This is a genomic window from Streptomyces sp. NPDC002773 (genome assembly GCF_040295605.1).
Lineage (GTDB): Bacteria > Actinomycetota > Actinomycetes > Streptomycetales > Streptomycetaceae > Streptomyces.
On the sequence record NZ_JBEOVO010000004.1, the window covers coordinates 15,268 to 34,933 of the forward strand.

21 protein-coding genes are annotated in these 19,666 nt (G+C 71.1%); 18 read left to right on the plus strand and 3 right to left on the minus strand.

Going from position 1 to position 19,666, the window contains the following annotated elements; genetic code table 11:
- Position 1 precedes the first annotated feature (1 nt).
- From ABT034_RS07080 to ABT034_RS07115, 8 genes are all read left to right on the plus strand, one after another.
- Positions 2-241 (plus strand): gas vesicle protein GvpG, encoded by a 240-nt coding sequence (locus ABT034_RS07080; protein ID WP_351212131.1) that lies wholly within the window; start codon positions 2-4, stop codon positions 239-241.
- Positions 238-894: an SRPBCC family protein gene (locus ABT034_RS07085; protein ID WP_351212133.1), complete on the plus strand. Its 657-nt coding sequence runs from the start codon at positions 238-240 to the stop codon at positions 892-894. Before ABT034_RS07080 ends, ABT034_RS07085 begins: the two co-directional genes overlap by 4 nt.
- A complete protein-coding gene (locus ABT034_RS07090) occupies positions 891-1,202 on the plus strand; it encodes a gas vesicle protein (RefSeq protein ID WP_351212135.1) in 312 nt (103 codons plus the stop codon). The genes ABT034_RS07085 and ABT034_RS07090 overlap by 4 nt, the downstream gene beginning before the upstream one ends.
- Positions 1,199-2,041: a GvpL/GvpF family gas vesicle protein gene (locus ABT034_RS07095; RefSeq protein WP_351212137.1), complete on the plus strand. Its 843-nt coding sequence runs from the start codon at positions 1,199-1,201 to the stop codon at positions 2,039-2,041. The genes ABT034_RS07090 and ABT034_RS07095 overlap by 4 nt, the downstream gene beginning before the upstream one ends.
- On the plus strand, positions 2,038-2,250 hold the full coding sequence (locus ABT034_RS07100) for a gas vesicle protein (protein WP_351212139.1): 213 nt from the start codon (positions 2,038-2,040) through the stop codon (positions 2,248-2,250). Before ABT034_RS07095 ends, ABT034_RS07100 begins: the two co-directional genes overlap by 4 nt.
- Positions 2,247-2,522: a gas vesicle protein K gene (locus ABT034_RS07105; RefSeq protein ID WP_351212141.1), complete on the plus strand. Its 276-nt coding sequence runs from the start codon at positions 2,247-2,249 to the stop codon at positions 2,520-2,522. The genes ABT034_RS07100 and ABT034_RS07105 overlap by 4 nt, the downstream gene beginning before the upstream one ends.
- Positions 2,523-2,691: 169 nt before the next feature.
- The gene (locus tag ABT034_RS07110; protein ID WP_351212143.1) at positions 2,692-2,949 is read left to right on the plus strand and encodes a hypothetical protein; all 258 of its coding nucleotides are present in this window, start codon (positions 2,692-2,694) and stop codon (positions 2,947-2,949) included.
- Positions 2,950-3,027: 78 nt separating this feature from the next.
- Positions 3,028-3,189, plus strand: coding sequence for a DUF5670 family protein (locus ABT034_RS07115; RefSeq protein WP_158984609.1), 162 nt, complete (start codon positions 3,028-3,030; stop codon positions 3,187-3,189).
- 163 nt (positions 3,190-3,352) lie between these two features.
- On the opposite strand, the gene ABT034_RS07120 is transcribed toward ABT034_RS07115, so the two are convergent.
- Positions 3,353-3,580, minus strand: coding sequence for a DUF5133 domain-containing protein (locus ABT034_RS07120; protein ID WP_351212145.1), 228 nt, complete (start codon positions 3,578-3,580; stop codon positions 3,353-3,355).
- Between the two features lie 332 nt (positions 3,581-3,912).
- On the opposite strand from ABT034_RS07120, the gene ABT034_RS07125 reads away from it, so the two are divergent.
- The 4 genes from ABT034_RS07125 to ABT034_RS07140 all read left to right on the plus strand — a co-directional run bounded on the left by ABT034_RS07125 (position 3,913) and on the right by ABT034_RS07140 (position 12,200).
- Entirely contained in the window at positions 3,913-7,938 is a 4,026-nt protein-coding gene (locus ABT034_RS07125) for a HAMP domain-containing hybrid sensor histidine kinase/response regulator (RefSeq protein WP_351212147.1), read from the plus strand.
- Positions 7,939-8,058: 120 nt separating this feature from the next.
- Complete coding sequence (locus ABT034_RS07130; protein ID WP_351212149.1) at positions 8,059-10,551, plus strand: SpoIIE family protein phosphatase; 2,493 nt, start codon at positions 8,059-8,061, stop codon at positions 10,549-10,551.
- A 58-nt stretch (positions 10,552-10,609) separates the two neighbouring features.
- Positions 10,610-10,978 carry an STAS domain-containing protein gene (locus ABT034_RS07135; protein ID WP_351212151.1) on the plus strand — a complete coding sequence of 123 codons (369 nt, stop codon included), beginning with the start codon at positions 10,610-10,612 and terminating at the stop codon, positions 10,976-10,978.
- Between the two features lie 64 nt (positions 10,979-11,042).
- Positions 11,043-12,200, plus strand: a complete 1,158-nt coding sequence (locus ABT034_RS07140) for a PP2C family protein-serine/threonine phosphatase (protein WP_351212153.1) — start codon at positions 11,043-11,045, stop codon at positions 12,198-12,200.
- A gap of 152 nt (positions 12,201-12,352) precedes the next feature.
- Here ABT034_RS07140 and ABT034_RS07145 read toward each other — a convergent pair whose 3' ends face one another.
- Positions 12,353-12,865 carry a MarR family winged helix-turn-helix transcriptional regulator gene (locus ABT034_RS07145; RefSeq protein WP_351212155.1) on the minus strand — a complete coding sequence of 171 codons (513 nt, stop codon included), beginning with the start codon at positions 12,863-12,865 and terminating at the stop codon, positions 12,353-12,355.
- 107 nt (positions 12,866-12,972) lie between these two features.
- On the opposite strand from ABT034_RS07145, the gene ABT034_RS07150 reads away from it, so the two are divergent.
- The 3 genes from ABT034_RS07150 to ABT034_RS07160 all read left to right on the plus strand — a co-directional run bounded on the left by ABT034_RS07150 (position 12,973) and on the right by ABT034_RS07160 (position 15,679).
- Positions 12,973-14,226 carry a PP2C family protein-serine/threonine phosphatase gene (locus tag ABT034_RS07150; protein WP_351212157.1) on the plus strand — a complete coding sequence of 418 codons (1,254 nt, stop codon included), beginning with the start codon at positions 12,973-12,975 and terminating at the stop codon, positions 14,224-14,226.
- A complete protein-coding gene (locus tag ABT034_RS07155) occupies positions 14,223-14,675 on the plus strand; it encodes an ATP-binding protein (protein WP_351212159.1) in 453 nt (150 codons plus the stop codon). Before ABT034_RS07150 ends, ABT034_RS07155 begins: the two co-directional genes overlap by 4 nt.
- Before the next feature lie 191 nt (positions 14,676-14,866).
- On the plus strand, positions 14,867-15,679 hold the full coding sequence (locus ABT034_RS07160) for an RNA polymerase sigma factor SigF (RefSeq protein ID WP_351212624.1): 813 nt from the start codon (positions 14,867-14,869) through the stop codon (positions 15,677-15,679).
- A gap of 43 nt (positions 15,680-15,722) precedes the next feature.
- On the opposite strand, the gene ABT034_RS07165 is transcribed toward ABT034_RS07160, so the two are convergent.
- Entirely contained in the window at positions 15,723-15,992 is a 270-nt protein-coding gene (locus tag ABT034_RS07165; RefSeq protein ID WP_351212161.1) for a WhiB family transcriptional regulator, read from the minus strand.
- A gap of 200 nt (positions 15,993-16,192) precedes the next feature.
- On the opposite strand from ABT034_RS07165, the gene ABT034_RS07170 reads away from it, so the two are divergent.
- The 3 genes from ABT034_RS07170 to ABT034_RS07180 all read left to right on the plus strand — a co-directional run bounded on the left by ABT034_RS07170 (position 16,193) and on the right by ABT034_RS07180 (position 19,650).
- Positions 16,193-17,023 (plus strand): DUF1206 domain-containing protein, encoded by an 831-nt coding sequence (locus tag ABT034_RS07170; protein ID WP_351212163.1) that lies wholly within the window; start codon positions 16,193-16,195, stop codon positions 17,021-17,023.
- Between the two features lie 171 nt (positions 17,024-17,194).
- Positions 17,195-18,607 carry an extracellular solute-binding protein gene (locus tag ABT034_RS07175; RefSeq protein ID WP_351212165.1) on the plus strand — a complete coding sequence of 471 codons (1,413 nt, stop codon included), beginning with the start codon at positions 17,195-17,197 and terminating at the stop codon, positions 18,605-18,607.
- Between the two features lie 83 nt (positions 18,608-18,690).
- Positions 18,691-19,650: a carbohydrate ABC transporter permease gene (locus ABT034_RS07180; protein ID WP_351212167.1), complete on the plus strand. Its 960-nt coding sequence runs from the start codon at positions 18,691-18,693 to the stop codon at positions 19,648-19,650.
- Positions 19,651-19,666: the final 16 nt, after the last annotated feature.

Below are 19,666 nucleotides of genomic sequence, written 5' to 3' on the forward strand. Positions count from 1 at the left end.
CATGGGACTGCTCACTGAGGTCCTCCTGCTGCCGGCCGCGCCGGTGCGGGGCACCGCCTGGGTGCTGCGGCAGGTCGTCGAGGTGGCGGAGCGGGAGTATTACGACCCCGAGGTCGTCCACCGTGAACTGGCGGGCCTCGTCGCGGCGTTCGAGGCCGGTGAGATCGAGGATGCGGAGTTCGACCGCCGCGAGGACGAGCTCCTGGCCCGTCTGGACGCGGCGCGGAGGGACGGAAGATGACCCACACCGCGCGGCTGGCCATCGGCGCCGCCCGGTTCATGGGCCGGTCCTCCGCCCGGCTCCATGACGTCACCGGCCGCCTCCGCCACCTCAGGGGCACGCTCGGGGAACGGGCCGTGCCGCCCGCCTCGCTCGTGGCCACGGTGCAGGTGGCGGTGCCGGTGGCCGTCGCGTACGAACGATGGGTCGACCACTGGTCGGGCCGGGGGCGCACGCCGAGCGGCCCCCGGCCCGGCCGTGGGCGGCCGGCCCGGGTGACCCGGTCGGCCGGGGAACGGACCATCGCCTGGACCCGGGACGGGGCGAAGGGTCCCACCCGGGGCGCCGTGAGCTTCCACGAGGCCGCCGAGAACCTCACCTCCGTCGTGCTCGCCGTCGAGTACAGGCCGCGATGGCCCGGCGGCCGCGCGGGCGGGACGGGGAGGATGCGCCGCCGGATCGAGGACGAACTGCGCCACTACGCCGGTTCGCTGATGCTCGACGAGGCCACCGAGACGCTCACGGAGCCGGAAGAGGCACGGGAAGACGGCCCGGAAGAAGCGTGGGAAGAAGACCGGGAAGAAGAGCTGGACGACGAGCCGGAAGAAGAGCCGGACGACGAGCCCGAAGACGATCCCGAAGACGAGCCGGAAGACGAGGAGGACACCGTATGACGATGCCGTCGGGACTTCCCCGTCCGTACGACGACCAGTCGGCCAATCTCGCCGACATCCTGGAACGCGTCCTCGACAAGGGCGTGGTGATCGCCGGGGACATCCGTATCAACCTCCTCGACATCGAACTCCTCACCATCAAGCTGCGCCTCGTCGTGGCGTCGGTCGACCGGGCCAAGGAGATGGGCATCGACTGGTGGGAGCAGGACCCCGCCCTGTCGTCCGGAGCCCGCCGCAGCGAACTCGGCCAGGAGAACGAGGAGTTGCGCCGCCGGATCGCCGAGCTGGAGGCGAGGCAGGAGTCATGAACGACGAACCGCTGCTCTACGTGTACGCCGTCGTCCGGTCCTCCGACACCACCGGACCGCCCCCCGGCCCCCCGGCCGACGAAACCCTGGGCGCGGGCCTCACAGCCGTCGCGCACCGGGGCCTGACCGCCCTCGTCGAACCGGTCCCGGCGGCCGATTTCGACGAGGCGCCGCTGCGTCGACGCCTCGAGGACCTGGACTGGCTCGCGGAGGTCGCCAGGGCCCACCACCGCGTGGTCGCCGCCGCGGGCCGGCACGTCACCACCGTGCCGCTGCGGCTCGCGACCGTCTGCCGCGGGGAACCGGGCGTGCGCCGTCTCCTCGAAGACGGCGAACACCGCCTGTCGGAGACCATCGACCGGCTGACCGGCGCCCATGAGTGGGGAATCAAGCTGTACGTCGACGAGACCCCCGGAGAACCCGCGTCCGCCAGCACTGCCAGCGCCGGCAGCACCGCCGGCACGACCAGCCCCGGCCCCGGCGCCGCGGCCCCGGGCAGCTCCGGGCGCGACTACCTGCGCCGCCGCCTCGGGGACCGGCGGGCTCGCCAGGACGTCGAGGACACGGCGGCCCTCACCGCACGGCGGCTGCACGAGTCGCTGGAGCGCGTGGCGGCGGAGACGGTGCTGCACCCGCCCCAGCAGGCCCGGCTGTCCGAGGGGCCCGGCCGGAACGTCTTCAACGCCGCCTACCTCGTCCCCGACGAGAAGCGGCAGGAGTTCCTCGACACGGTCCCCCCGCCCGAAGACGTCCGGGCCGGCCTGCGCGTGGAGATCACCGGCCCCTGGGTTCCCTACTCGTTCACACGGACCGGGACCGACGACGGGCCGGACCGATGACCGGCCGGCCGGCTGCCCGGCCGATCACCGACCAGCGGGAGATCGCGCTCGTCGACCTGCTCGACCGGCTGCTCGCCGGCGGCGTGGTCCTGGCCGGCGACATCACCCTGACGATCGCCGACGTCGACCTCGTCCGCGTCGACCTGAAGGCGCTCATCAGCTCCGTCGGCGACGCCGTGCCCTCCCCGTGGAAACAGGTGACCCCATGACGACCCGGCCGCGACGGGTGGAACTCGACCCCGACACCGTCGAACGCGACCTGGCCTGTCTGGTCCTGACCGTCATCGAGCTGCTGCGCCAGCTGATGGAACGCCAGGCCCTGCGCCGGGTCGAGGTGGGCGATCTCACCGAGGAGCAGGAGGAACGGCTCGGTCTGACCCTCATGCTCCTGGAGGACCGGATGGGCTTGCTGCGCGACCGCTTCGGGCTCGAGCCGGAGGACCTCAATATCGATCTCGGTCCGCTCGGCAAACTCCTGTGAAACAGGGTTTGTTCCGGCCGGGTCCGGCTAGACGATGCATATGAGTGCATCGGAGAAAAGCAACGAGACCCCGTCCGGTCGGAACAATTCGCGTGCTGCTTCGGAAAGCACCGGAACGCGAAGCCGAACGAGCCGCGCCGCGGACGAGACGAAGAAGACCGTCCACGCGGTGGAGGGGGGCGGGGAAGCGGCCACCGGGACCCTGACGGCCCTTCCCGCTCCTCTCGCCGAGAAGACCTTGGCTGCCGTCCACGCCGTCCGCGGCACCGGTGGCACGCTGCTGACCGCCGTACGCGCCCGCAAGGCGGTCTCCGGCAGCGCCGCCGTGAGCGCGGCGGCCGTGATCACCGGCGCCTACGCGCTGGGGCGCCGGGCGGGGCTGCGTTCCCGCGGCCCGCTCTCCCGGCTCACCGGCGGCCGTCTCTGACACGCGGTGATCCGGGAAATAGCGATTGCATTTCCCTGCCACCGAAAAGGAAATCAGAATTCCGGAGGTTGTTGACACATGGTTCCCCTGCTGCTGGTTCTTCTGCTGGCGCTGATTCTGTTCGGTGCCGGATTCGCGGTGAAGGCCCTTTGGTGGATCGCCGTGATCGTGCTCGTCCTCTGGCTGCTGGGCTTCGTGGCCCGGCCGAAGGGCGGCACGGGACGCTGGTACCGCTGGTAGGCCCACCCCCCGCCCCACTCGCGCACACCCGACCGCGCCCGCTGCCGACCTCGGCGGCGGGCGCGGTCGCGTACGCGGGGGAGGAGCGGCGAGCGGGCCGGGAAAAGCCGAACCCGGCACGGTTTCCCTTCCGGGGACCGTGCCGGGTTCGGCTGTGCTGACTTCAGGCCATCAGGACCGAGTCGTCCTCCGTGCGCGCGCCGGGCAGACGGTGGCGGGCGGCGATCAGTGCCGTGTCCACGTCACGCGTGCCCGTGGAGACGCACAGTGTGTACGCGATGTCGTCCATGCGCCGGCGTACCTCGGTGCCACCGTTCTCCGCGTGGAGCATCCTCAGCGTCTCGTACTGCTCGATCAGATTGCTCAACACCGCGGGATGGGCCATCAACACAGTGCTTCTCCCTTCGCCGTCAGGGCGCCGACCGCCCGGTTCGAAGCGCCGCGTACCCCCGCTCTCCGTATCCATGCGGGTTGAGCCGGGGCGGCCTGGGCAGGTACGCCTCCGGGGGCGCGGGGCGGGCCGGGGCGCTCCGGGCAGCGGCTCGTTCCGGCCGCTTGATCCGCTACCGCTCTCCTCGCGTCGATCACAGCGGGGTAGTGTCGTCTTTATTGCCGTACGGCAACGGTCGAGGCCGGAGCCGTACGGGAGGGGCGGCGGTCCGACCAGCGTCCGTGACCGAACGACCCCTCAACGGGTGCCTGGCGAGCGAACGAGGATGAGGCATGTCTGAGACGACGATCGAAGGCTCCTCGGCCGCGCGGCGGCCGGGGCCGGCCGCGGTGGGGGAGTCCGAGCTGCGGCAGCTCCTGGCGGGGCTCACCGCCGTGCGGGACGGGGACTTCGGCACCCGTCTGCCCGACGAGGCGAGCGGCCTGATGGGCGAGATCTCCAGTGTGTTCAACGGGATGGTCGACCAGCTCTCCCTCTTCACCTCCGAGGTGACCCGGGTCGCCCGCGAGGTGGGAACCGAGGGGACCCTGGGCGGGCAGGCCGACGTGCCCGGTGTCTCCGGCACCTGGGCGGATCTGACCGACTCCGTGAACGCGATGGCCGGCAACCTCACCACCCAGGTCCGCGACATCGCCCAGGTCGCCACCGCCGTCGCCAAGGGCGACCTCTCGCAGAAGATCGACGTGGACGCCCGCGGCGAGATCCTGGAGCTCAAGAACACCATCAACACGATGGTCGACCAGCTCTCCTCGTTCGCCGACGAGGTCACGCGCATGGCCCGTGACGTCGGTACGGAGGGCATCCTCGGTGGTCAGGCCGACGTCAAGGGCGTCTCCGGCACCTGGCGCGACCTCACCGACTCCGTCAACTCCATGGCCGGAAACCTCACCGCCCAGGTGCGTGCCATCGCGCACGTCGCCACCGCCGTGGCCACCGGCGACCTCTCCAAGAAGGTCGACGTCGACGCCCGGGGCGAGATCCTGGAGCTGAAGACCACCATCAACACGATGGTCGACCAGCTGTCGGCGTTCGCCGCCGAGGTCACCCGTGTCGCCCGGGAGGTCGGCACCGAGGGCAACCTGGGCGGCCAGGCCACCGTGAGGGGCGCCTCCGGCACCTGGAAGGACCTCACCGACAACGTCAACGTGATGGCGTCCAACCTCACCGGGCAGGTGCGTTCGATCGCGCAGGTCGCGACCGCCGTGGCCCGCGGCGACCTCTCCCGTCGGATCACCGTGGAGGCGAAGGGCGAGGTCGCCGCCCTCGCCGACACCATCAACACGATGGTGGACACCCTGTCGGCCTTCGCCGACGAGGTGACCCGCGTGGCCCGCGAGGTCGGCACCGAGGGCCGCCTCGGCGGCCAGGCGCGGGTGCCGAACGTGGCCGGCACCTGGAAGGACCTCACCGACAACGTCAACTCCATGGCGAACAACCTGACCGGGCAGGTCCGCAACATCGCCCAGGTCACCACCGCCGTCGCCAACGGCGACCTCTCCAAGAAGATCGACGTCGACGCCCGCGGCGAGATCCTGGAGCTGAAGACGACCATCAACACCATGGTCGACCAGCTGTCCTCGTTCGCGGCCGAGGTCACCCGCGTCGCCAGGGAGGTGGGCAGCGAGGGCCGCCTCGGCGGCCAGGCCGAGGTCGAGGGCGTCTCCGGCACCTGGAAGCGGCTCACCGAGAACGTCAACGAGCTCGCCGGGAACCTCACCCGCCAGGTCCGCGCCATCGCCGAGGTCGCGAGCGCGGTCGCCGAGGGCGACCTGACCCGCTCGATCACCGTCGACGCCTCCGGCGAGGTAGCCGAGCTCAAGGACAACATCAACTCGATGGTCGGCTCGCTGCGCGAGACGACCCGGGCCAACCAGGAGCAGGACTGGCTCAAGTCCAGCCTCGCCCGGATCTCCGCCCTCATGCAGGGCCACCGCGACCTCGCCGTCGTCGCCGAGCTCGTCATGGACGAGCTGACCCCGCTCGTCTCCGCCCAGTACGGCGCCTTCTACCTCGCCGAGGACGGCCCCGGCGGCATCGAGCTGGGGCTCGTCGGCTCCTACGGCCGCCCCGCGGACAGCTCCGGCCACGACCGGTTCCGGCTGGGCGAGTCCCTCGTCGGCCAGGCCGCCCGCAGCCGCCGTACCATCTCCGCCGAGAACGTACCCGAGGACTACGTCTCCATCTCCTCCGGGCTCGGCCGGACGGCACGGGGCAGCCTGATCGTCGTGCCGATCGTCGTCGAGGACCAGGTCCTCGGCGTCCTCGAGCTGATGTCGTTCACCCCCTTCACCTCCGTGCACCGGGACTTCCTGGAGCAGCTCATGGAGACGGTGGGCGTCAACGTCAGCACGATCGTCGCCAACGCCCGTACCGACGAACTCCTCGGCGAGTCCCAGCGGCTGGCCGACGAACTGCGCGCCCGCTCCGAGGAACTCCAGGTGCAGCAGGTCGAACTGCAGCGCTCCAACGCCGAACTCGAGGACAAGGCGGCCCTGCTCGCCTCGCAGAACCGCGACATCGAGGCCAAGAACCTGCAGATCGAGCAGGCCCGGCAGGAACTCGAGGACCGGGCCCAGCAGCTCTCCCTCGCCTCGAAGTACAAGTCCGAGTTCCTGGCCAACATGAGCCACGAGCTGCGCACCCCGCTCAACAGCCTGCTGATCCTGGCCCAGCTGCTCGCCCAGAACCCGACCCGCAACCTCACCGCCAAGCAGGTCGAGTACGCCGGCATCATCCACTCCGCCGGATCCGACCTACTCCAGCTCATCAACGACATCCTCGACCTGTCCAAGGTCGAGGCCGGGAAGATGGACCTCAACCCGGAACGGGTGCCGCTGCGCCGCCTCCTCGACTACGTCGAGGCGACGTTCCGCCCGCTCACCACCCAGAAGAGCCTCACCTTCACCGTCTCCACCGCCCCCGGGGCCCCCGCCGACCTGGTCACCGACGACACCCGGCTGCGGCAGGTCCTGCGCAACCTGCTCTCGAACGCCGTCAAGTTCACCGAGCGCGGCAGCGTCGACCTGAGCATCGAGCCCGCGTCCGACGACGAGCTCCCCGCCACCGTCCACCGCGGCGGCGCCGTGGTCGCCTTCCGGGTCAAGGACACCGGCATCGGCATCCCCGCCCAGCACCTGGAGGCCATCTTCGGCGCCTTCCAGCAGGCGGACGGCACGACCAACCGCAAGTACGGCGGCACCGGCCTCGGCCTGTCCATCAGCCGGGAGATCGCCTACCTCCTCGGAGGTGCCCTCACGGTCACGAGCGAGCCCGGCGAAGGCAGCACCTTCACCCTCTACCTGCCCGTCGCCCGGGCCGACCTCAAGGAACAGTCCACCCACACCCAGACGGCCGCGCCGGAACTGGACCAGGGACCGCCGGAGCAGACCCAGGGCGCCCCCACCAGCCGCCCCGCACTGCCGGCCGCCCCGCAGGCCCGGCAGACCAGGCGCCTCCTCGTCATCGAGGAGCGCCCGCGCGGACTGCTCTCGCTCGTCGCCGAGAACGCCGTCACCGAGCTGACCGCGGACCGCTCGCACGCGGACCGGGAGGACATCGAGCTGATCGCGGTCGTCGGACCCCAGGAGGCCGCGACCGCCCTCGCCACCCAGCCGTTCCACTGCGTGGTGCTCGACGTCGACATGGCCCACGGCGAGGCCCTGCGCTTCCTCGACGCCATGGACGGCGACGAGGCCCTGCGGACCGTGCCCGTCCTCGCCCACAACAACCGCCGGCTCGCCGACGACCAGGAACGGGCCCTGCAGGCCCTCGCCCGCCAGCGGCCGCTCGAACTGCTCTCCAGCCTCGACGAACTGCGCGAGCGGATCGCCCTGCACCTGTCCGCCGACCAGCCGGGAGACGTCGTGCCCCTGGTGCGCGGCGACCACCGGCCGCCGGCGCCGCAGACCATCGACTCCACCCTGCACGGCCGCACGGTGCTCGTCGTCGACGACGACGCCCGCAACCTGTACGCCCTCAGCGGCATCCTGGAACTGCACGGCATCAAGGTCCTGCACGCGGAGAACGGCCGGGAGGGGATCGAGGCGCTCACCGAGCACCCCGACATCGACCTGGTCCTGATGGACGTCATGATGCCCGAGATGGACGGTTACACGGCCACCTCCAGGATCCGGCAGATGCCCGAGCACGCCGGACTGCCCGTCATCGCGGTCACGGCCAAGGCCATGCCGGGGGACCGCGAGAAGAGCCTGGCCTCGGGCGCCACGGACTACGTGACCAAACCGGTCGACGCCGACGAACTCATCGCCTGCGTCCGCCGGTGGCTGATCGACGGATAGCGTCATGGGTGTCCCCACCGGCCCGCACCGCCCCACCGGGCGGGCCCCGCGCCCCGCACGGCGCACCATGTCCCCGTCCGTCCCGCGGCCCCCGGCCGCCGTTTCCGAGGAGTCCCCTTCATGAGTACTCCCCACCCCCGCGGCGGAGACACCGCCGCCGGTCCCCACGGGGACGGAGCTCCGACGCCGGTCGCGCCCACGCTGCCCGCCACCCCCTCGCAGCGGCGCCCCGGCGCCGCCGCGGACAGCCGTCCGCCGGAGGACCACTCCACCCTCGGCCGGCTGGCCGCGACGGTGGAACGACTCCGCGGAGAGGTGCGCGCCGCCCACGCCGCGGCCGAGGGGCGCGCCCTGATCGAACTCGCCAAGGGCGTCATCGTCGAGCGCCTCGGCTGCGGCCCCGCGCCCGCGGCGCGGCAGCTCGCCGCGCTCGCCGAGCAGGCCGGGCTGTCGCAGCTGGAACTGGCCGCGGACATCATCAACCAGGCCGCCCACGACCGGGTCGCCGAGGTCGCCGGTGACTTCGTCAGGCGGACCATCGGCGAGACGGACGAGCCCGGCGGGGGCGACGCAACCGACGCCTCCGTCGCCGTGCGCCTGCGTACGGCCGAGAGCGCCGCGCTCAACGCGGGGGACAGCCAGGCCGTCGCCGAGTCGCTCCTGGAACACGCCCTCGCACCCCTGGGCGCCGACGCCGTCGCCATCTGGACCACCGGCCCCGACGCCTCGCTGACCCTCCGCGGCCATGCGGGCTTCGGCGCCGACGAGCCGGCCCGCTGGCGCTACGTACCGCCCGGGGTGGCCACCGCGGCCCGGCAGGCGCTCACCGGCCGCCGGACCGTCTGGATCCCGTCGCTGGGGGCCGCCGGCATCCCCTCGATCGGCCACGCCCGTCACCCCGACGGCGGCCGGGTGGTGGTGCCCGCCGGCACCGGCGGCCGTATCCACGGCGTCCTGGAGATCTGCTGGTCCCGGCCTCTGGAACCCCAGCCCCAGGCCGTGGAGCGCCAGATCGAGGCCCTGGCGGAACTCTGCGCCCACACCCTGGAGACCCTCCCCGTGCCGTCGGCGCCGGTACGGGCGTACGCTGGCGTGCCCGACCGGTCCTCGGAACTGGTGGAGCTCGCCGACGGCCTCTACGACCCGGCCCTCGTCCTGGTTCCGTACCTGGACGAGGAAGGCCGCCTGCGGGACTTCCGCATCCGCCACGCCAACGTGCGCTTCCAGGACCCGGCGGGCCGCTCCCGGAGCGCCGTCGACGGAACCCTGCTCCTGGAGGCGTACCCCGCGACGGCCGGCGAGAGCGAGCTCTTCGAGCAGATCGAGCACGTCTACGCCACCGGAGAGCCCTTCCGGGCCCGGCGGACCCGGATGACCGCCCTCGTGGACCAGGTGCCGCTGTCGTCCGTCGCCGACATCAGCATCAGCCGCCACGGGGACAGCGTCCTCCTCATCTGGCGCGTCGAGGACGAGTCCGCGCGGCTCGCGAGCCTGTTGCAGCACGCCCAGCGCCTCGGCCGCATCGGCGGCTTCGAGGAGGACGTCCTGACCGGGGAGATCACCTGGAACGGACAGCTCTTCGAGCTCTTCGGCCGGGAGACCACCGAGCAGCCGGTCTCCCTGCGCGACCTCACGGCGCACGCCCACCCCGACGACGCGGTCGCCATCGGGCGCTTCCTGCGGGCCGTGCTGCACCAGCGGCGGGCGAGCTCCACGGCCTTCCGCATGCTGCGCCGCGACGGGGTGACCCGCCACATCCGGGTGATCGCCGAACCCGCCCTCGACGCCGACGAGCGGCTCCTCGCCGTGCGCGGCGCCTACCAGGACATCTCCGCGCAGCACTGGACGGAGGTGGCGCTGGCCGCCACCCGTGACCAACTCGCCGTCACGGAGCAGGAGTCGGCGGAACGCAACCGCCTCGCCCTCCAGCTGCAGCACGCCATCATGCCGCCGACCAAGCCTCCGCTCGACGCCCCCGGGCTCGACGTCGCCGTACGCTACCGGCCGGCCGAGACCGAGTCCCTGGTCGGCGGCGACTGGTACGACGCGGTCGTGCTGCCGTCCAAGAAGATACTGCTGTGCGTCGGCGACATCGCGGGCCACGGCATCGAGGCCGCCACCGGGATGGTCGTCCTGCGCAACGCCATGCGCGGCCTCGCCGTCACCGGAGCGGGCCCCGCGCAGCTGCTGTCCTGGCTGAACAACGTCGCCCACCACCTCACCGCGCACGTTACGGCCACCGCCGTCTGCGGGGTCTTCGACCCCGAGACCCGGACCCTGCGCTGGGCGAGGGCGGGACACCTCCCGCCGGTCCTCGTACGGGGCGCCGAGGCCAGCAACCTGCCGCTGCTCAGGGGGATGCTGCTCGGAGCCCTCGCCGAGGCCGAGTACGAGGAGGCGGAGATCCAGCTGGAGGCGGAGGACACGGTGCTGATGTACACCGACGGTCTCGTCGAGCGGCGGGACACCTCCGTACAGGACTCCGTGGCCCAGCTCCTCGCCACGGCCCAGGCCCCGGCCGGCAGCCTCGAACGACGCCTGGACCTGCTGCTCACGCACAGCAAGTCCGACACCGACGACGACACGTGCCTGATCGGTGTGCGGGTCAACTGACCGCATGGCCGACCAGACCGTATGCCCGACCGTTCCTCCACCGTGGAAAGCAGGGAGTATGCCCGAGCGAGAAGTGAACCTGGATGTCGAAGTGGAGATCCGAGACGCCGGTACGGCGGTGCTGTCCGTGGGAGGCGAACTCGACATCGAGACGGCCACCCTGCTCCACCACCACCTGGCCAACCAGTTCCTGCACGGCCGCCGCCACCTCGTCCTGGACCTCTCCCCGCTGGCCTTCATGGACTCGTCCGGACTGAACGTCCTGATCAGGGCGGCGCGGGACGCACGGGAGGCGGGCGGCGACCTCCATCTCGCCGCGCCGACGCCTGCCGTGCGACGCATTCTGGAGATCACCGGACTGACGATGACGACACCCCTGCACGCCGACGTGGCGGCAGCGCTGGCCGCGGCCGGCAGAGCGGCTTAGACGAAGGACGGTGCGGCCCCGCCGTGGGCGGGGCCGCACCCGGTACAAGGAGAAGCGGGAAGACGTGGACGAGAGCACCGGAGTCGAGCAGGCACTGCGCCAGGCGGCTCCGCACCTCCTGGTGGGCGTCCTGGAGACCGCCCTGCTGGAGCACTACGGCGCGCTGCGGGTGGAACTCCGCCTTGCGGACTACGGGCTGCGCTCGCTCCAGCTCGTCGGAGGCGCGCCCGACGCGCCCCGGCAGGTCCCGATCCATGACAGCCCGCAGGGCCGTGCCTTCGGCTCCCAGGAGCCGCACGTCACCCAGGAGGCCGACTCCGTCTACGTCCACCTCCCGGTCACGGTCAGGGGGGACCGGATGGGCGTCCTCACGGTGGGCCTGCCGGCGGGGACCGACCTCAGGCCGCTCCTGCCCGAGCTGCGCCACCTCTGCGAGGCGCTCGGCCACGAGATCCTGGTGGCCGAGCGCGACACGGACGTGTACGTCCTGGCGCGGCGGGCCACACGGCTGACGCTCGCGGCCGAGATGCAGTGGCAGCTCCTTCCCGGCCGCTCGTGCGCCCGCCCCGAGTTCGCCCTCGGCGCCCACCTGGAACCCGCCTACGCGATCTTCGGTGACAACTACGACTGGTCGGCCTCGGCCGACCACCTGACCCTGACGGTCACCAACGGGATGGGGGAGGGCATCGAGGCCGCTCTCCTGACCCACCTCGCCATCAACGCCCTCCGCAACGCCCGCCGGGCCGGTCTCGGCCTCGCGGACCAGGCGGCCCTCGCGGACCAGGCGGTGTACGCCCAGTACCGCGGCAGCGCCTTCGTCTCGGTGCTCCTGCTGCGCTTCGACCTCGCCACGGGCGAGGTGGAGGCCGTGGACGCCGGTTCGCCGCGGCTGTGGCGCCTGCGCGGCCGGGCCGTCGAGCGGGTCTCCCTCGAGGCCCAGCTGCCCCTGGGGATGTTCGAGGAGACCGCCTACACCCCGGAGCGGTTCACGGTGAGCCCGGGGGACCGGCTGCTGTTCGGCAGCGACGGTGTGTACGACGCCGCCTCCCCCGAAGGCGAGAGTTACGGGGAGCGGGCGCTGGCCCGCGCGCTCACCGCGACGCGGCTGCTGCCGCCCACGCAGGTCCCGGGGGCGGTGCTGCGTGAACTCGCCACCTACCACGGCGGCACCCCGCTGGAGGACGACGCGCTCGTCGTCTGTCTCGACTGGAAGGGGCGATAGGGTCGGCCCGTGTCAACAGTTGCCGGGCGGCAACTGTATCCTTGATGCAACATCTGGCTCGTGTCCAAGGTGAACACGTCATGGGTGACCAAAGGGTGACAAGTGGGGCATGGGGCACGTGGCCGGACGGAGCGACGCACGGCGCACAGAGGTCAGGCGGAGCGGACGTCCTTCAGTGGCGCGCCCCCGTGTGAGCCGTTCGACGAGGGGCCTTCGCCCAGCGCCTCCTGGAACCCCGTGAGCCCGCGCAGCAGCGCCTTGCGGCTCGTCGGCGACATCGCGGAGATCACCGCGAGCAGGGCCTCCTCCCGCTGGACACGCAGGTCACGCAGGTACGTCTTCCCCCGGACGGTCAGGTGCAGCTCCAGCTGCCGGCGGCTGACCGGGCTGGGCAGCCGCTGGACGAAACCCAGCGCCTCCAGGCGGTCGCACATGCGGCTCACCGAAGGAGGCGCGGAACCGAGCAGCTCCCCCAGGGCGCGGAGGTTGATGCCCTCCTCGCGATCGAGGCTGTACAGCACGCGCAGTTGAGACGCCGACACCGGCGTCGACGACACCATGTCCCGGCCGCGCTCCCACAGCACCTCGAGAAGCTCGATGAGCTCACGGGCGGCCTGCGTCGTCTCCTGCGGCTCCCGCTGGGACTCGGCGGGGTTGGTGTTCATGGCTACCGACACTCCTCGGACGTCCGGGGCCGAGGGCGTCGGCCGTGCGACACACCGGTCATCTCCACATCTCTCCAGAAGGCGGTACGCATGCGGTGGATCGACGCGTGACAGTGGAACGCGCACTGCGCGGGGCGCCGCCACACCGGCTTCTGGACTCCCTCCGTGTCAATCTGGCACAGCAAGTCGCCGCGCTCTCCGCCGACCTCCTGCTCGTCGACTACGGGCTCACGACGCTGCGCCCCGTCGAGCCCGTACAGGCTCCGGCCGTGGTGCAGGACGTGGCCGTGGGGTCAGGGCCCGCGGGCCGCGTCCTCGCCACACAGCAACCATATCTTTTCGGTGGTGACGGGCCCACGGCGACCGCGTACCTTCCTGTGACGGTTCGTGGCGAGAGGTACGGGGTTCTCGTGGTGGTCCTGCCCTCCGACCGGGTCACACCGACGACGACCGCCGACCTCGTCCCCGTCGCCGAGACGTTGGGACACGCGCTGCGCGTCGCCGACCGTCACACCGACCTCTACCACCGGACCCGTGGGGCCCGGCCCCTCACCGTCGCCGCGGAGATGCAGTGGGGCACGCTCCCCGGGCGGGCCTGCACAGCCGCGGAGTTCGACCTCCACGCCTACTGGGAGCCCTCCTACAGCTCGGGCGGGCACGTCCTGGACTGGTCCGTGACGGAGGACCGGCTCCAGTTGGTCGTCGCCAACGGCACGGGCCCCGGCACCCCGTCCGCACTGGTGAGCACCCTCGCCCTCAACGCGATCCGCAACGCCCGGCGCGCCGGACTCGACCTCGTCGGACAGGCCAGCCTCACCGACCAGGCGCTCTACGGGCAGCACCGGGGCGAGCGGTCCCTCTCCGCCCTGCTGCTCGGCTTCGCCCTCGCCACCGGCGAGGCGGAGGTGGTCGACGCCGGCTCGCCGACGGTCTGGCGGCGGCGCGGAGCCGCGATCGAGCGGCTCGACCTGGAGCGGCAGCTGCCCCTCGGCATGTTCGAGGACACCGTCTACGCCACCCAGCGCCTGCGCGTCCTCCCCGGCGACCGGCTGCTCTTCGTCGCCTGCGACCGGGGCGAGCCGCCGCCAGGAGGCGGTGACGGGGCCCTGGACGACTCGGTCGGCCGGGCCATCGAACGGACCCGGCAGCTGAGCGGTGCGGACACCCCTCAGGCCGTCGTACGGGCGTTGCGGGAGACGCACCGCGGGCTGCCGGACGACATCCTGGTGCTCTGTCTGGACTGGCGGGGGGCGGCATTCTCCGGTGCGGAGGGAATGGAAAGGGTAAAGGGGGGAAGGGCGGAGTACGAGGTGTGTGCGAAGCACGGCACGAAGCCGTGTGAGGAAGGGGGAAGCCGATGACGGACGCGATCGCCACCGAGCGTGCGATTCGAGAGCCCGTGCTGTCCGTGAGCGTCGATTACGACGTCGGGGACGCCGACGACGGCATGATCGCGTCCGCGCGCGCCTTCACCGCGGACTTCCTCGCCGCCTCACCGGCGGTGGCCCGTGAGCCGGTGGCCCGTGAGCGGGTCGACCTGGCACGCCTGGTGGTCAGCGAGCTGGTGACCAACGCGGTACGCCACGCGCCCGGCCCCTGCCGACTGCTGCTCGAACTGTTCGAGGACGCGCTGGACATCTCCGTGTTCGACCGCGTGGAGACGTCGCCCGTCCCGCGGGGCCACGACCCGGGCCGGATAGGCCAGCACGGGGTCGAGATCGTCGTCGCCGTCTGCGAGAGCGTGAGTGTGGAGCCGCACCCGACGGGGAAGCGGGTCAAGGCGCGTCTGTCCCTCGTCGGGACCGACTGAGCCGGTGGCGGAACCGGTGGCCGCGCCGGCACCGGAAGGACGGAAGTCCCGTTTCAAAACTCCTGTGCATGATCCGGGAGAGCCGGGGTAGGCGAGCCGCCCGGGGGAGATACGGGTTGCCTAGGAACTAAGGGGTCAGCAGAGTGTCGACTGCAGTGCAGACGGAGACGAAGGATCGCACCGAAGCGACTGTGGGGGGCCTGCCCGTCGTAGAAGCTCCCCGTGCGATAGCACCGAAGGACGCGCGTGAACTGTCGAAGGTGTTCTTCGGCAGGATGGCCGAGCTGGAGGAGGGCACCTCCGACTACCAGTACGCGCGCAACACGCTGATCGAGATGAACATGTCGCTCGTGCGTTACGCGGCCGGGCGTTTCCGGGCCCGCGGGGACGACATGGAGGACATCGTCCAGGTCGGCATCATCGGGCTGATCAAGGCCATCGACCGGTTCGACATCTCCCGCGAGGTGGAGTTCACCACCTTCGCCGTCCCCTGCATCGTGGGCGAGATCAAGCGCTTCTTCCGCGACACCTCGTGGGCCGTCCACGTACCGCGCCGGCTTCAGGAGGCGCGGGTGGAGCTGGCCAAGGCCACGGAGGAGCTGAGCTCCCGCCTCGGACGGGCACCGACCGTGGCGGAGCTTTCGGCCCTGATGGACCTCTCGGAGGACGAGGTCATCGAGGCGCGTATCGCCTCCAACGCGTACCGGTCCACCTCGCTCGACGCGGCGGTCGGCGGCGACGAGGAGGACGGCGCCATGCTCTCCGACCTCATGGGCGAAGAGGACCCGGCGCTCGAACTCTTCGAGGACTTCCACGCTCTCGCCCCGCTCCTGGAGGAACTCGGCGAGCGGGACCGTCTGCTGCTCCACCTCCGGTTCGTCGAGGAACTGACGCAGTCGGAGATCGGAAAGCAGCTCGGCGTCTCCCAGATGCAGGTGTCACGACTGCTCTCGCGCAATCTGGCCCGCCTGCGCAAGGGGATGCTGGCCCCCCTGGAGGCCTGAGCCCTCCAGGAGAACCGAACGAACGGCCTCACCGGATCCCCCCCTACCGGTGAGGCCGTTCCCCTGCGTGCACCGCACGGCGCAACCTCCGCTTCAGGGACCGGCGTTCGTCGTCGTCGAGCCCGCCCCAGACCCCCGTGACCTGGCGGGAGTCGTCCATGGCCCAGCGGAGGCACTCCTCGCGCACGGGGCAGTGCCGGCAGACCTCCTTGGCCTCCTCGGCCTGGACCAGGGCGGGGGCGCCGGTCCCCACCGGGAAGAAGAGGTCGGGGTCGACGTTCTGGCAGGCCGCGGCTGCGCGCCAGCTGTCCATCGGTCCTCCTGATGTGTAGGTGGACAAGTCGTTACTTGTCGGCTGACCGGTCGTCGGCACTTGAAACGCCACTTTCGGCGGATTCGGTGGATTCAGCGGGATCGGCGAGATCGGCGGCCTCGGCGGCCTCGGCGGCCTCGGCGGATTCGGCGGGGAAGGGCGGGGCACCCGAAGGTTCTGACCCAAGGGGAGGACCGGACATGACCACAACGGGTTCGTCGGCGGCCGCGGCGAGAAGAGCCGCACGTGGAGAGTTCGTACGAGCGGGCGCCCGGGCGGGATTCGCGGCGCGCGGTGTGCTGTACCTGCTGATCGGGGCGCTGGCCGTACGGATCGGCGTGACGGGTTCGGACGAACAGGCCGACCGGGGTGGGGCGCTCGGTGACGTCGCCGCGACACCCTTCGGTGCCGTACTCCTCTGGGCCCTCGGCATCGGCCTCGCCGGCATGGCGTTGTGGCGCCTTTCGGAGGCGCTCTTCGGTGCCGCCGGGCCGAAGGGCGACCGGCCGGGCAAACGCGCCCTGTCCGGCTGCCGCTTCGCCTTCTACGCCGTCACCTCCTTCCTCGTCCTGTCCTTCGCGACGGGGGACCGGGGCAGCGGAGCGGGCGCGACCGACCGGCAGAGCCAGGACGTCACCGGACGCCTCCTCGGTCTCCCGGGCGGCCAGTGGTGGGTCGGCGCGGTCGCGGCCGGCTTCCTGGGGGCCGGCCTGTGGATCGCCGGCCGGGCCGTGGCGCGGAAGTACCGGAAGCGTCTGGCGTGGGGTCGGATGCCGTCGTACCAGCGCCGCTTGATGGACGTGACGGGCGTGGCCGGCGGGGTCGGCCGCGGGCTCGTCTTCGCCGCCCTCGGCTTCTCCGGTCTGAAGGCGTCGCTCGCGTTCGACGCGGTCGAGGCCAAGGGCATGGACGACGCGATCCGTTCGTTCGCGCAGACCCCGGCGGGCCCGTGGCTGCTGATCGCCGTGGCCGTCGGGCTCGTGCTCTTCGGGGTGTTCTCCTTCGGCCAGGCGAAGTGGCGCGAGGTCTGATCCGCGCCGGACGGCAGGAGGCTCTCGACCAAGAGACTCAACTTTGTCGAGCAATTACGAAATGAGCGCGATATCTTGCGTTCACTTGTTGGGGGTGGTTGAGTGTGCCGCGCCCCACAACGCACCGGCGGTGGGGCCACCTCCACGTTCATGGCCCGAAGGGGACCACTCATGAGAAGTGCCCGGCTCCGCCGTACGCGCCGCGCCAGCGCGGTCACCCTCGTCACCGCGCTCACGCTGACCGCACTCGCCGCCTGCGGCACGAGCAGCGACGACGGCAGCGGCGGTTCCGAGGGCGGTGGATCCTCCGACCCCACCGCTCCGCTGGACCCGAAGACCAAGGTGACGCTCACGATCGACTGCATGCCCCCGGCGGCGAAGGCGGCCGAGCTCAAGGAGTGGAAGGAGGACGTCGCCGCGTTCAACAAGACGTACCCGAACGTCACCATCGAGGGCCGCTCCACTCCCGGCCAGTGCCTGGAACCGCCGCGCTTCACCGCGATGCTCAAGGCCAAGTCCCAGCCGGACGTCTTCTACACCTACTTCACCGACCTGCCGCAGGTGCTCTCCGAGGACGGCGCCGCGGACATCACCGCGTACGTCAACGACAAGACCGTGCCGCTCCTGGGCGACATCGACCCGAACGTCCTCGGCTCCCTCAAGCAGGACGGCAAGCTCTACGGACTGCCCACCAGCAACTACACCATGGGCCTGCTGGTCAACCGCAAGCTCTTCAAGGACGCCGGTCTCGACCCCGATGCCCCGCCGCGCACCTGGGCCGAGGTCCGTACCGCCGCCAAGAAGATCGCCGGCCTCGGCGAGGGCATCGCCGGCTTCGGCGAGTACAGCGCCGGCAACACCGGCGGCTGGCACTTCACCGCGCAGATGTACAGCGTCGGCGGCGAGGTCGTCGACGCCACCGGCAAGAAGGCCGCGTTCAACAACGAGATCGGCAAGCAGGTCGCCAAGAACCTCCACGCCATGCGCTGGGAGGACGACAGCATGGGCAAGACCCAGCTGCTCAAGTGGGGCGACCTCCAGAAGCAGATCGCCACCGACAAGCTCGGCATGTTCCTCGCCGCCCCCGACGACATCGCGTACATGGTCCAGCAACTGGGCGCGAAGTACGAGAACTTCGGCATGGGCCCGATCCCCGGCGAGAAGAGCACCCTCGCCGGCGGCAACAGCTACATGATCAAGAAGGGCATCTCCGGCGACAAGATCAAGGCCGCCGTCGCCTGGCTCAACTTCAAGAACCTCTCCGTCGGCAAGGGCCAGTTCGACTGGGCCCGCACCAAGGCCGACAAGCTGCCCGTCGGCATTCCGCAGCCCAACTTCTGGCTGAACGGGTCGAAGGCCAAGGACGACGCCGACCGCGTCACGCACGCCACCATGCCGGTCGCGAACTTCAAGTCCTTCATGGACAACCCCGTCGCGGGCAAGGCCGAGCCGCCGAAGGCGCAGGAGGTCTACAAGGTCCTCGACAACGTGATGTCCGGCCTGCTCACCAACAAGGACGCCGACATCGACAAGCTCCTCTCCACCGCCGAGGCACAGGTCAACCAAGTGCTGGCCAACCAGTGACCCCACCGGGGCGGGGCGGGCCTTCGTCCCCGCCCCGCCCCGCCCCGGCAGCAGATACGGCAGACCAGTACCAAGGAGCGACGATGCAGGCCCCCAGCCTGACCCCGAGCAAGGCGGCACCTCCCCGCCCCTCCGAGCCGCGCGAGGCGGCCCCCGCGGCACCCCGCGCGCCGTTCGGCAAGAGCCTGCGGCGCAACCTGACGGCCCATGGATTCCTCATCGGCGCGGTCCTCTGCTTCGCCGTGTTCTCCTGGTATCCGATGATCAGGGAGTTTTTCCTGGCCTTCCAGAAGACCGAGGGCGGACAGACGACCTGGGTCGGTCTTGACAACCTCGTCACGGTCTTCAACGACCCGGCCTTCTGGCAGGCCTGGCGCAACACGCTGCTGTTCACCCTGCTCGCCCTGGTCTTCGGCTTCGCGGTGCCGTTCGTGGTGGCGGTCGTCATCAACGAGTTCCACCACGGCCAGGGCTACCTCCGGCTCCTCGTCTACCTCCCGGTGATGCTGCCGCCGGTCGCCTCCGTCCTCCTCTTCAAGTACCTCTACGACCCGGGCTACGGCCTCCTCAACGAGCTGTTCGCCTTCCTGCACCTGCCCGAACAGCAGTGGCTCCAGGACCCGGACCTGTCGATGCTCTCCGTCGTCATCGCCTCCACCTGGATGAACATGGGCGGCGCCACCCTCATCTACCTCGCGGCCCTGCAGGGCATACCGGGGGAGCTGTACGAGGCGGCCGACCTGGACGGGGCCGGCCTGCTGCGGAAGATCTGGCACGTCACCATCCCGCAGACCCGCCTGATCCTGTCGCTGATGCTCCTCATGCAGGTCATCGCCACCATGCAGGTCTTCGTCGAGCCGTTCCTGCTCACCGGCGGCGCCGGCCCCGAGGGTTCGACCACGACCGTCGTCTACCTCATCTACCAGTACGCCTTCAACTTCAACAACTACGGTGCCGCCGCGGCGCTCGGCCTGCTCCTGCTCGTACTCCTGGCCGGATTCTCGGCGGCGTACGTGAAGCTCAGCCGCGCCGAGGACGAGTAGGAACCGGGGAGACCAG